This is a genomic window from Paenibacillus ihbetae (assembly GCF_002741055.1).
Classification (GTDB): domain Bacteria; phylum Bacillota; class Bacilli; order Paenibacillales; family Paenibacillaceae; genus Paenibacillus_AQ; species Paenibacillus_AQ ihbetae.
The window spans coordinates 4,337,917-4,350,418 of the sequence record NZ_CP016809.1; the positions used below are offsets into that span (position 1 = coordinate 4,337,917).

Annotated in this window: 15 protein-coding genes; all 15 read left to right on the forward strand. The window is 53.0% G+C overall.

The window, feature by feature from the left end; genetic code table 11:
- Positions 1 to 46 precede the first annotated feature (46 nt).
- The 15 genes from BBD41_RS19390 to BBD41_RS19455 all read left to right on the forward strand — a co-directional run bounded on the left by BBD41_RS19390 (position 47) and on the right by BBD41_RS19455 (position 12,245).
- Complete coding sequence (locus BBD41_RS19390) at positions 47 to 484, forward strand: phage tail terminator family protein (RefSeq protein WP_099478487.1); 438 nt, start codon at positions 47 to 49, stop codon at positions 482 to 484.
- A complete protein-coding gene (locus BBD41_RS30025) occupies positions 481 to 654 on the forward strand; it encodes a hypothetical protein (RefSeq protein ID WP_007132056.1) in 174 nt (57 codons plus the stop codon). Before BBD41_RS19390 ends, BBD41_RS30025 begins: the two co-directional genes overlap by 4 nt.
- A complete protein-coding gene (locus tag BBD41_RS19395; protein WP_099478488.1) occupies positions 655 to 1,974 on the forward strand; it encodes a phage tail sheath family protein in 1,320 nt (439 codons plus the stop codon).
- Between the two features lies 1 nt (position 1,975).
- Entirely contained in the window at positions 1,976 to 2,434 is a 459-nt protein-coding gene (locus BBD41_RS19400; RefSeq protein ID WP_007132058.1) for a phage tail tube protein, read from the forward strand.
- 27 nt (positions 2,435 to 2,461) lie between these two features.
- Positions 2,462 to 2,884, forward strand: a complete 423-nt coding sequence (locus tag BBD41_RS19405; protein WP_007132059.1) for a phage tail assembly chaperone — start codon at positions 2,462 to 2,464, stop codon at positions 2,882 to 2,884.
- A gap of 194 nt (positions 2,885 to 3,078) precedes the next feature.
- Positions 3,079 to 4,911 (forward strand): phage tail family protein, encoded by a 1,833-nt coding sequence (locus BBD41_RS19410; protein WP_077568037.1) that lies wholly within the window; start codon positions 3,079 to 3,081, stop codon positions 4,909 to 4,911.
- Between the two features lies 1 nt (position 4,912).
- Entirely contained in the window at positions 4,913 to 5,629 is a 717-nt protein-coding gene (locus tag BBD41_RS19415; protein WP_077568036.1) for a LysM peptidoglycan-binding domain-containing protein, read from the forward strand.
- A gap of 13 nt (positions 5,630 to 5,642) precedes the next feature.
- Positions 5,643 to 6,608 carry an XkdQ/YqbQ family protein gene (locus tag BBD41_RS19420; RefSeq protein WP_099478489.1) on the forward strand — a complete coding sequence of 322 codons (966 nt, stop codon included), beginning with the start codon at positions 5,643 to 5,645 and terminating at the stop codon, positions 6,606 to 6,608.
- A 6-nt stretch (positions 6,609 to 6,614) separates the two neighbouring features.
- Positions 6,615 to 6,911 (forward strand): DUF2577 domain-containing protein, encoded by a 297-nt coding sequence (locus BBD41_RS19425; protein ID WP_099480697.1) that lies wholly within the window; start codon positions 6,615 to 6,617, stop codon positions 6,909 to 6,911.
- A complete protein-coding gene (locus BBD41_RS19430) occupies positions 6,908 to 7,321 on the forward strand; it encodes a DUF2634 domain-containing protein (protein WP_077568034.1) in 414 nt (137 codons plus the stop codon). Before BBD41_RS19425 ends, BBD41_RS19430 begins: the two co-directional genes overlap by 4 nt.
- Entirely contained in the window at positions 7,314 to 8,372 is a 1,059-nt protein-coding gene (locus tag BBD41_RS19435; RefSeq protein ID WP_099478490.1) for a baseplate J/gp47 family protein, read from the forward strand. Before BBD41_RS19430 ends, BBD41_RS19435 begins: the two co-directional genes overlap by 8 nt.
- Positions 8,369 to 8,914, forward strand: coding sequence for a YmfQ family protein (locus BBD41_RS19440; RefSeq protein WP_099478491.1), 546 nt, complete (start codon positions 8,369 to 8,371; stop codon positions 8,912 to 8,914). Before BBD41_RS19435 ends, BBD41_RS19440 begins: the two co-directional genes overlap by 4 nt.
- Positions 8,915 to 11,491, forward strand: coding sequence for a hypothetical protein (locus tag BBD41_RS19445; protein ID WP_099478492.1), 2,577 nt, complete (start codon positions 8,915 to 8,917; stop codon positions 11,489 to 11,491). It abuts the gene before it with no gap.
- Between the two features lie 12 nt (positions 11,492 to 11,503).
- Positions 11,504 to 12,115: a hypothetical protein gene (locus BBD41_RS19450; RefSeq protein ID WP_099478493.1), complete on the forward strand. Its 612-nt coding sequence runs from the start codon at positions 11,504 to 11,506 to the stop codon at positions 12,113 to 12,115.
- A complete protein-coding gene (locus tag BBD41_RS19455) occupies positions 12,108 to 12,245 on the forward strand; it encodes an XkdX family protein (protein ID WP_077568029.1) in 138 nt (45 codons plus the stop codon). The genes BBD41_RS19450 and BBD41_RS19455 overlap by 8 nt, the downstream gene beginning before the upstream one ends.
- Positions 12,246 to 12,502 lie beyond the last annotated feature (257 nt).

The following is a 12,502-nucleotide window of genomic DNA, read 5'->3' on the forward strand; positions in this document are numbered from 1 at the left end:
TCATTAACATTCGTTCTAATTTCACCTTACCGAAAGGAGCACCCCCATGCTAACCCAACACATCACGGATGCCCTGGCATCCCGACTAAACAGCTCCTTCCCCGGCATCCCCCTGATTTCCAAAGAGGATGCCGTTCCTATACCAGAACCACCCTACCTCCATACCGAGCTGGCGCTAGCCGAATTCGAGCCGATATCGCAACGACGATATGCGGCTCGTTTTCGTTTCAACATCTTGTACGTGCCTGCGGCGGGGCAGTCCGTGGCAGGGATCATGGACAAGATGCTGGAGAGCTTGACGGAGCTCGAAGCGGGCGGCCGGCCATGCCGGGCGGCGGCGGTCGCATGGGAGCGGCCGGAGCGGGAAGAAGCTGCGGCGGAAGAAGGATGCTTCCGCGCAGAGTATGTTATTCAGGTATCTTCGGATTCAGCCGAATCCGTTCCAAAGATGCAAACCTTACAACAAGGAGGCGGTTTGAAATGAGCAAGAAACAGGCAGCACCGGCGTTTACGAAACACCAGCTGGTACAGTCCCAGCAATTCAGCAACCGGGAGAAGGATGTGCTGAACGCCATACTGGCAGAAGAGACGACGTACACGGTCCAGCAAGCGAAAGAACAGCTTACCACATTTTTGAAAAAGGAGGTCATTTAAATGGCCGGAGGAACATGGACAACACCTAACAAAGTAAGACCTGGGGTATACACCCAAATCACATCGCAGGAGCAGCCGATCGGACGCGTCGGCGAACGCGGGATCGCCGCGCTGGGACTCTCGCTTCCATGGGGAGAGCCGCATAAGCTCCTCGCCATCAACCCAGGCAGCAATCTGCTGGAGGTATTGGGCTACGATATCACGTCGCCTCAGCTGCTGCTGGTAAAAGAAACGCTCAAGCGGGCAGGAACGCTTCTGCTGTACCGCCTGAACAGCGGCGTTCAAGCTGCAGGAGCCGTAGCAGGGCTTAGCGTGACCGCTCGGCATGGCGGGGAGCGCGGCAACGATATCCGCATCGTGATCGAGAACGCGGTCGATGATGCGGGCAAGTTCGTCGTCAGCACCCTGCTGAGCGGCAAAGCCGTGGACAAGCAGCTCGTTACGAACGCCGAGGAACTGCAGCCGAATCTGTATGTAACCTTCGCGCCGGATACCGGCGATTTGGCCGCAACGGCAGGATTTGCACTGACAGGCGGCGCGAACGGGACCGTGACGAACCAAGATCATGTCGATTTTCTGGCTGCGCTTGAGGTTCAAGACTTCCAGACGGTGGGGTTGGCTTCGGACGACGCTACCCTCAAATCGCTGTATACGGCGTTCATCAAGCGCTTGCGCGAGCAGGAAGGCAAGAAGGTGCAGGCCGTGCTTCCGGATTATCCGGCGGCGGATTACGAAGGCATTATCAGCGTGAAAAACGGCGTTGTCCTCACCGACGGCACCATCGTGGACAAGATTAAGGCGGTTGCCTGGGTGACGGGCGCCACGGCTGCTGCAGCCGTTAATGAGTCTCTGACGTATGCGGCTTATGATGAAGCGGTTGATACCGATATTCGTCTGAGCCATACGGAAATTGAAGAAGCTTTGACGAAGGGCGAATTCCTGTTCAGCTACAGCGGCGGTAAAGCCGTGGTAGAGCAGGACATTAACAGCTTTACGTCGATCGAGCCGGCCAAGGCGCGCCATTTTTCCAAAAACCGGGTGGTCCGCGTTCTGGACGGCATTGCGAACGATCTGAAGCTGATCTTCGAGCAATCCTACATCGGCAAAGTCGACAACAATGTGGACGGCCGAACGCTGTTCTGGGCAGAGTGCGCGGCGTATTTCGCTTCCCTGCAGAATATCGGGGCGATTCAGAACTTCAACGCGAATGAGGATATTGTGGTGACGCCAGGTACCGAGGGTGACGTGCTGTTCGTCGATATCAAGGTTCAACCGGTCGATGCAATTGAAAAAGTATACATGAAAGTGAAGGTGGTCTAAGATGGCATTTTTACGTGCAAGCGATACGATTTCGGGACAAGAGGGCAAGGCATTCGTCAAGATTGGCGACCGTATGGAGGAAATGTTTTATATCAAAACGCTGGAAGCTACGGTGGAGAAAGAGAAGGCTGAGCTGAAAACGATGGGCCAGCGCGCCGTCCAGCATAAGGCGATCGGCTGGAAGGGCAGCGGCACGATGACCATCTATTATGTCACCTCGCTGTTCCGCGAGCTGATGATGGAATATATCCAGACCGGACAGGACGCTTATTTCATGATCGAGGTCCGCAACGAGGATCCGGGCTCGTCCACCGGACGGCAGACGGTCATCCTGGAGGGGGTCAACCTCGACAGCGTCATCATGGCTTCCCTGGATACCGAAGCGGAGGCGCTGGAGGAAGAAGTGGCGTTTACGTTTGAGAACGTGCGGATCGAAACCCCGTTCAACCCATTGGCCTAATACGAACAAACAAGAGGAGGAAGGAAAATGAGCGATTTTAGCATGTTTTTTGCGGGTCAGTCGCCGGCGGAGATCACGGAGGAATTCGTGGTCTCCATTCGTTTCAAGGATGCGGAGGGCAAGCCCGTTCCGTGGAAGCTGCGCAGCATTACGGAGGAGGAGAATCAAGAGTGCCGCCGTGCCGCCACCCGGAAGGTGAAGGGCAAGAACGGCGTGTATACGCCGGAGATCGATCCGAATGACTATATGGCGAAGCTGATGGTGACAAGCGTCATTTACCCGGATTTGAAAAACAGCGAGCTGCAAAAATCGTACGGCGTGCTCGGCGCGGAATCCCTGCTGCGCAAAATGCTGCTACCGGGCGAGTTTGCGGCGCTCGGGGAGCGCGTGCAGGCCCTTAACGGCTTTGACCGCGATATGAACGAGCTGGTGGATGAAGTAAAAAACTAATCAACGAGGGCGACGGCGACGCGAACTATGCGTACTACGCCCTCCACGAACTGCACATTCTTCCTCATGAGCTCATGGCGATGACGGTCCGGGAACGGGCCGCCATCTATGCCATGATCTCGATGCGGGTGGAGAAGGAGAAGCGGGAGCGGATCCGGAAGCGAAGATAGATTTTAGAAGAAGGGGGTGAGGGAATGGCGAGTGTGGGAAACCCTGCATTTTTTCTTAGTCCAGCCCTAATCAGCCGAGTTACGGGACTTGTAAACGGTATGAATCAGGCTTTTAATCAGGTGAATAACGTGATCACTGCCTCGACGAACGCAATGCAGAATTTGAATAACCAAATTGTTAACGGTGCCCAGCAGGCAAGCCAGCTGAGCCAAGTAATGGATTCGATGAAAAAAGCGTACTCCCATATGCAGTTCGTCGTAGAGACCGTGATTGTTCCAGCGGCGGAGGATCAGGCGCTTAAGGATCTATTCAAGATCAGGGTCGGCAATCCCGAGGTCGGTACGGCCATGTTTGAAACATTCAAAAAGGATGCTTTATCCGCCGGTGTGGACGTCAAAGAATCATTGAATAATGCATTAACGTTTATGTCTATGACCAAAAATTCTGATCAGATTTCAGAGCTGAACAACTTTGCAGCAAGGCTGAGCAAGCTGTCACCCGGGGAAAGCAGCTCCACGGACGCAGCATCGGCCATTATGAGTGCGATGCAGGGGGATACTGATGCCTTAGCTGAACAATTTTTAATCCCTGAAGTCCACATGGATTCTTTCAAAAACGAGATCGAAGCGTCAAAGGGGAATTTTGATGCATTTCTTGTTTCAATGGATCAACTGCTTCAGAAAGCGGGAATGACCCAGGAAGGGTTGAACACCATGATGGATTCACCGGTAAACCAGTGGCAGGCGCTGCTTGGGAACGTGAATAATTCATTTTCTCAGATGGGGGCAGGTGCCCTGGAGTCGCTTTCCCCAATTCTTGATATGCTGAATGCAGCCTTTGCATCAGGAAGTTTTGAGCCATTTATTTTGATCATTTCGATGGGGCTGACCTTAATAGCACAGCTATTTTTATGGGTAGCCCAGATTGTGCCGCCGGCATGGGAATTCCTGAAGAATGCCATCTCATCCGTCGGATTTGTGCTATATCCGTTAATAGCTGGGATTTTATTATTGCTCAGCATTTTTACAATTGGAAAAGTCTTGACTACCGTATATTCGACGGTTGTTAATATCCTGTCTACAGCCTTTAAAGGTTTATGGGCCGTAATGAACGCGAATCCAATCATGAGGATTATTTCGTTGATTATTGGCATTGTCACGGTTATTTTGACTTTAATGTCGGCTTCGCAAGGCGTTAAACAAGCGTTTAGCAATGCTTTCGGATTTATTGTCGACTTGGCTCAGAATACGGTGAATACCGTTATCAAAATTATCAATGGCATCTTAAACGGGGTTAACAAAGTTACTGGGTTCTTCGCGAATCTGCTTGGGGTAGAGGCTAAAAAAATCGAATTAATTGAATATCAGGCTGATTATTCTGGCTTTAAAGAAGCCGGTCAGGATGCCATCGAGGAATTCTCCATGGACAACCTCAAGAAGAAATTCATGCCGGAGCTTGATATGGGGCCAAGTTACGAGGACCTCCTCAAACAAAACAACGCCGGCAAAACCGGCTACGACGTCGCTTATCCTAAACCCGCCCCGGCTCCAGCCATGCCCGCCACGCCTGCGATGCCTGCTATGCCGGCGGCGCCGGTGCCGGTCGCCCCTGCGGGCGGCAGCATCGACTCTATCGGTCAGGTGAACAACACGGTTGACGTAGCGAGCGAGGATCTCAAAGTGATGCGCGATTTGGCCGAGGTGAACGCGATCAGCAACATGATCACGTTAACGCCGACGGTTCAGATGACGACAGGGGATATTAATTCCGGCGCCGATCTCGATACGATTATGTCCCGAATTAACCGGACGCTGGAGGAGCAGTTCGTATCCAGCGCGGAGGGGGTGTATTTGTAGCATGAGCGATTACGGGCTGTTTCTGAGTTTTAACAATCAACAGGAAGTGTTCCGCTTCCCGGTCAATCCGGAACGGATCGAAGTCAAGGACGGCAGTGAGGGAAAATCCTACACGGTGGCCGGACTCGGAGAGATCAACGCGATCCTGTATCCGAAACTGACCGAAATATCGTTTGAAAGCTTTTTTCCGGGACGAACGTATCCTTTCGTCAATACAAGCAAGGATAAGCTGAAACTCCCCATCGATTATGTAAACACCATCAAGGGATGGATGGAAAGCCGAAGACCTGTGCGATTTGTCATGACGGGCCTGGTCCCCGATCCGCTCAGCGGTACGGACAGCGGGAATGTGGTACGGGCGATGAAATCCTTCGGCATCAACATGGCGGCCTCCATCGAGAGCTTCAGCTGGAACACGATGTCCGGTTCGCCGGAGGATATCGAATTTTCGATCACCCTCAAGCGCTATGTATTCTATGGCGCCCGCAAGGTTGTGCCGGCCAAGGACAGCAAGGCGGCTGCGGTGAAGACCAAGGAGCGTCCGGATGACCGGAAGAAGCCGAATTCGTACACTGTTGCCAAGGGAGACACGCTCTGGAGCATTGCCCAAAAGCTGCTCGGCAGCGGCTCCCGCCATACCGAAATCCAAAAGCTGAACGGCATTAAGGACCATGAGGTCCGGAAGCTCGCCGTTGGCCGGGTTCTGAAAATCCCTTAAAGGAGGCGATGGCATGATCGAGCTAATGGTGGACCGGAAGAACGGAAGCGTATGGGATCTCGGGCAGGTCGTCACCGACATCACGTGGAAGACAAGCCGCCAGGCGAAGCCGGCCAGTCTGGATATTCGCTTCGTGAACGATGGTCTGGCGCAGAGCCGGCAATTCCAGATCGAGAACGGCGACATTGTCCGGTTCCGCAAGGATGATAAGGACTTGTTTTACGGTTATGTTTTCTCCAAAGAGTGGGGCATGGATGCCGAGGTGAAGCTCATGGCCTACGACCAGCTGCGCTACCTGTCCAGCAACGCTACCTACCGGTTTACCAACGCCAAAGTGGAGGATATTATCCGCAAGATTGCCAAGGACTTCAATTTGAAGACAGGGACGCTGGCCGATACGGGACATGTCATTCCCGCGATGCTGGAGGCGGACAAGAAGCTGATCGATATCATCTGCAAAGCGCTGGACGCGACGCTGATGGCCACCAAGCAGTACTATATGTTTTACGACGAGTTCGGAAAGCTGACGCTCAAGAACATCAAGGACATGCTGCTGATGCTGGCCGTTGGGGAAGACAGCCTGATGACGGATTTTTCCTATAAAAAGAGCATCGACAACGAAACGTACAATCGAATTAAGGTTGTGCGCGATAACAAGCAGACCGGGAAGCGGGACGTCTACCTCTATCAGCACGGAGAGAACATCGCCCAGTGGGGCCTTCTCCAGCTGTACGAGGTTGCCGATGAGAACATGAATCCGGCGCAGCTGAAGCAGCTTGCCCAAAATTTACTGGAGCTGAAGAACAGGGAGCAGCAGACGCTCTCTATCGAGGCGATCGGTGATCTGCGCGTTCGGGCAGGGAACACGATTTACGTCAATCTCCCCGGCGAAGGCTTGAAGCCGTATCTCATCGATGAGTGCTCGCACAAGTTCTCGGACGGGACGCATACGATGTCGCTGAATATGAAGGTGGTGTAAGTCATGATGCTGGATATTATCAAAAAAGCGAGCCTGAGCGCCGTGGGAAGCACGAATCCCGTATCGGTGCTGTATGGCACGGTAACATCTGTGAATCCTCTGGAGGTGAACGTGGATCAGCGTTTCAGCCTGACGGAGGATTTTTTAGTGATCGGAGAGTCCATGACGGAGTACAAACTGAATATTGACGGTCAGGACGTGCTGATCCGCAAAGGGCTTGAGCTCGGAGATACGGTGCTGCTGCTCCGTTATCAGGGCGGACAAACGTATCTTGTGCTGGATCGGCTGGTGAAGCCGTCATGATTCCGCAGGGAGGCACGATTCAACCGGATACCGAAGTGGTGGAGAGTCTGGACCAGCCGAGTTTGACCTACCGATTGAACCTGCAGGAGGGGACGTTGTCAGGTCAAATTGATGGACTGGAGGCGATCAAGCAGGCCGTTGCCAAGGTGCTCCAAACCCGCCGCTTCGAGCACCTGATTTATAGCAGCGACTACGGCCATGAGCTGTATGATGTCATCGGTCGTGACCCGCTGTGGGCGTATGCCGAGATCGAGCGGCATATCAAGGAGGCGCTGCTTCAGGACGACCGGATCCTGTCGGTCGACGACATGAATATTTCTTTTGCCGGAGAGACGGCAATGGCGGAATTTACGGTCCGAACCGTATATGGGCCGTTTGCGATGACGAAGGAGGTGAGGGAGGATGTATGAGGATCAGACCTATGAAGCGATCCTGGAACGGATGCTGGGCCGGGTGCCGGATGGACTGGACAAAAGAGAGGGAAGCATTATCTTCGATGCGCTTGCCCCAGCCGCTGCGGAGCTTGCGCAAGCTTACATTGAGCTGAGCTCCTCCATGAACTTCAAGTTTGCCGCCACGGCTTCCGGTGAGTTTTTGGACCGGAGCATCGCCTGGTCGGGACTGACGCGTAAGCAGGCCACGAAAGCGCGGCTGCGCGGACGTTTTATAGGAGAACAAAATCGACCGGCAGAGGTTCCGATAGGGAGCCGTTTTTCGCTGGATGCGTTAAACTACACGGTCATTGGCCGGCTGGATGCGGGGGAATATGTGCTGGAATGCGAAACGGCCGGCAAAGAGGGCAACAGGAGGTTTGGCACGCTTCTGCCGCTTGAGTATATCGAAGTCTTGGTGAAGGCGGAGCTGCTCGAATTGCTGGCACCCGGGGAAGATACCGAGTCCGATGAGGCGTTGTATGATCGTTACCGGGAAAAAATCTCCCGACCCGTCACCAGCGCGAATCGAAATCAATATGAGCTGTGGGCGCGGGAGCAGGCCGGCGTTGGCAAAGCCAAAGCCTTTCCGCTATGGGACGGGCCGGGAACGGTCAAAGTCGTTCTGCTGGACAATGAGATGAGATCGCCCGCGCCAACTATTGTAGAAGCTGTGCAGCAGTACATCGACCCCACGATGGACGGGATGGGCGAGGGAGCCGCTCCCGTCGGATCGGTTGTGACGGTGACCGGGGCGGTTGAAGTGCCTGTCAACATTGAGGTGCAGGTGACTCTCCTGGATGGCGCGGGCTTCGACGGCGTCCAGCAAGCGATTGAGCAGGGCGTTCGGCAGTATTTGAAGGACCTCGCCATGACGGATCCACTGGTCCGGTATAACCGGATTGCCAACGTCATCCTGGATATTCCCGAAGTGATCGACTACGAGGTGTTGACCGTCAACGGAGGGACCGAGAGCGTCTTGATTGAACCGGAAGCGGTCGCCGTACTGGGGACGGTGACGGTACGATGAGCAAGGCAGAGGTCTGGGTGGGATATCTCCCGTCCTTTTATCACGGCATCCGGGACATGAAAGCCATCGCCAATGCGGAAGGAGCTGAGCTGGACAAGCTGGATGAGAGTCTGGTGGATATGATCGATCAGTACTATCCGGAGACCGCGACCTGGGCGCTGTCCCTGTATGAGCAGGACCTGAGCATCCCGGTGAACCCGTCCAAGCCGCTCGAGCATCGGCGCTCGGTCGTCATTTCGAAGATGCGGGGAAGCGGCAAGGTGTCCGCTAGCATGCTCAAAAATGTCGCCCAAGCCTACGAGCGGGGCAGCATCGAGGTTTCTGTCCAGCCGGCCGAGTACAAGGTGACGATTCATTTCAGGGATACCCTCGGCATTCCGCCGAATTTGAGCGATCTTCAATCGGCGATTGAAGCGATCAAGCCGGCGCACATGGCCGTCGACTATGCGCTGCGTTACCTTACGATCGCCGAGGTGGAGGGCATGACGGTGGAGCAGTTAACGGCTACGACGCAAGACAGATTGTTGGGAGGAGGAGCATAAATGACGAATCCGGTAACACCGAATATCGGGTTGAACAAAATCGATCGGACGTCGCCGGCAACGACGTATTTCGATCTGGAGAAATATATCGACCAGAACGCGGACACGGTCGACCGCTTCGCCGGTGAAGCGAGCCAGGCCATCGAGGCGCTGCAGCAGCGTCTGGATACCGAGGAGCGCCGGGAGGTCGTGCTGCAGCCGGGGCTGCAGATCGTGAATGAGGAGCGCAGCGCACCCTTTTCGCTGAGCGGGATTAAGGGGCGGACGTTGGTGAATTTGTTGGGGCGGGATGGTAACTGTGAAAATGTTAGCAGATTTACTCCATGGCAAGCGACTCTAGCAGCCGAAACAGTTAATAAGACACAAGGCAATCAATCGTTAAAGATAACGACAACAGCAACGCCCGGCGGATCAGGTGCATTAACGGGGTTCCCGGTTAAAGAGGGGAGTTATTATCTTATTGTTGCAGAGGTCAGGTTGGGATCCGGGACGTCGATTGGGGCGTACCTTAACGGTTTGGCTTACAGCAAAGGTAATACGAACTCTACCGACACCACAAAATTTAAAACCGTTTGGAAAGCGTATAGCGTGAGTGCTGCCGCTACGGTTTACGCAGTGGGGGAAGTCGTCGGACCTTCTGGAAGCGTAGGTTATGTGGACGCCATTCGTGTCTATGAGATCTCCGCAATTGATTACGCCGCACTCGACGGCATGACGCCGGAACAAATCGCCGCCAAGTATCCATACGTCGATAGCCTACAGCCTGTCCGTAATCCGTATGTGCTCCGGTACGGGGAGAATCTGCTACCGCCGTTTTATGAGTGGGCGCGCGGTAGCCAAACAAATGTTATTTCACCGTACGCATTAAATTTGAATGCCATTGAAGCATTTCATATAACGACTTGTGAAGTTCCTTTCGTAATAGGTCAATCTTACACCTTAACTGCTACATTCTCAGGTGATGTAGGGGGATATATTCATGTTAGAGGATATGACTCTTCGGGCGCGATTAATAGTCTCGATATAACCACTTCACAGTCAAAAATAGGGATAAACGTCCTTAATTACACTGTACCTGAAGGCACAGTTTCTATCGTTGTTATATTTACTAATACGAAGGTCGGAGTATTTAATGTTAGTAATCCTATGCTTACGCTCGGCTCCGAAACCAAACCGTTCAAACCACGCGAAGACTCCATGCTCGCGATGCAAACGGACTTATACGCTGATCCGGTTAATGGCGCTAATGCTGACGAAGTGTTCGAGAAGGATGGGCAGTATTTTAAGCTGGCGAAGTGGAAGGGAAACGCATTAGATGGTTCATTGTCGTATGTAGTTCTTAACAACTATACCGGGTTTAAACGTGTGGCTGTTCCGGTCGGACAACTGCCTTTACCGCTAACCTTACAAAAGTATTGGGCAACTAAGTATCAAGGAAGTTTACTGAGTCTGATTGATACGTCGACGAGGGTAGATGCAGTGGACTATTCAGATACTCATGGCTGGTTGTTGTCTATTTCCAACACAGACAGCGGTTGGGGCGACAACTACACGCCGACAGCCGACGAGATTAAGGCGTATTTTATAGGCTGGAAGATGTATGACGCCGCAGCTAATGCATCTTCTGTTTATAACGGTTCTGGCGGTAAGGCATGGGTAAATCTAGCCAAGTTCGTCAAAGGAGATCATTCGGAATACACAACAACGATACCTACCGTTCCAGCAGTAGAGTACACGCCATATCAACTCGTATACCAACTCGCAACGCCAACGGTCGAACCTATCGTTTCCGAAGGCATGCTGACGTTTAACGAAGGCGATAACCAGATCGAAGTTGGAACGGGAATAGTGGTACGGGAGAGTGTGAAACCTGTCGTTTGGTCGAATGGTTACACGTGGATCAACGGGAGAACTATTCCTAGCTATCCTCTGAAAAATAGGCCGAGTAAAATACTAACTATTTACAAAAACGCGAGGCAAAATACCGGATGGCGTTATGAACCCGTAGATTCGGGATTTCAAGATATACACGGACTCGTGCAAGCAAGGATTGAAAATAGTCTCTTTGATACATCCGCTGCCTATTCTGCCACGTACCTAATGATGGACACGTCGCCAATCGTCCCATTCACCGGATCGTACGCAGCAAACGAAAAGATGATGCTCCAAGAGCTGACGGACACCGTGCAGCAGAATGCGACCGCTGTATCCGTGCTGATGAATAAGAAGGCGGATAAGGACTCAGCAGGATGGATTACGCCGACGTTGCTGAATGGAGCGATAAATGTTACAGGACTCCCCCCTGTTCGCATCATGAAGGATTCAATGGGATACGTACACATACAGGGGGCTATAAAACCAATGAATATGTCAGTCAGCACCGTGTTTAAACTGCCAAAAGGGTATCGCCCAGGTGTGCTGAATGTACTTATCGTAGCTGGGTTGCCAACGGATAGCGGCGATGTATACACGCGCATTAACATCGATCCCAATGGTGACGTTGTGTTCGTGCCGACCAATAATCCTAATCATTGGGTCTCGTTCTTTAACATACCGCCGTTTCTCGCTGAACAATAGAGGGGGGATTATATGAAAGCCGTACCTAAGGTAAATATTGACGGCCTCTATCTGGAGGACGAACTCGTGGACGATACCTTTACCGGTGTCGTCCCTTTTTATTCCCCGGTTCTACCCATTTCCAATGGACCGGAGCATCTAGATACAGTTATCAATATCTCGAATGCTAGCACCGGAGATGAACTAGTCGACCGGGAACCGGCAGGCTATATCGTCGGCATCCCGGTTCCACCCGGTCTCTTCCACCCGCGCTTCGATCTTGAGGCGTGGCGGGAATACGAGGACTCGATCCTAGCAGCGGAAGCCGCCTATCAAGAGGCGATGAGGGCATGGAACTCCACTCCAGAGGAGGAGCGGGGCAACCGGCCGGTCTTGAACATTCCACCGATGCCCGCCCTATGGATCGAGGGGCTAACCCCCGAGGAGATTGAGCGAATCACTGCACCCCAGCCGCAAGCCCCAAGCGAGTTGGACTGGCTGGGCACAGAGCTGGTAGCACGGGAATTGGAGATGCTGGAGATTCGCCGGCAAAACGAAACACTCGGCGCGCAAGTCGTAGGGCTGGAGCTACGTCTGCTGTCGCTTGAAGGCAGTCCATCCGAAGGAGGGGAAACGTATGTTTGAGAATGATTTTGAACGCTTGAAATATTACTACGAAAAAAGGTGGGCGCAAAAGCCCCAGCTTCGACAGTACGTAGCGTTTGGCGTCATCACGCCAGAGGAGTACGAAGCCATTACAGGGGAGGCTTTTTGATCTTCTAAGAGTTTCGATCAGAATCCAAGACTTCAACGGAGAAGGCGGAATGCTGCTGGAGAAGCGAAGCGTTCGCCTTTGTCCCCGGATTTTAACCTTGCTTAAAAGTCTTCACAAAAATCCGGGGACAACAGCGATCGGAGGCAGGATCCGCATGCGCAGTGCTGTTACGCCAACAAAGGCGAGGCAGGATCCGCATTCGAAGTGCTGATACGCCAACAAAAGGTGGAGGCAGACTCCGCAAGCGCAGTCCTGAT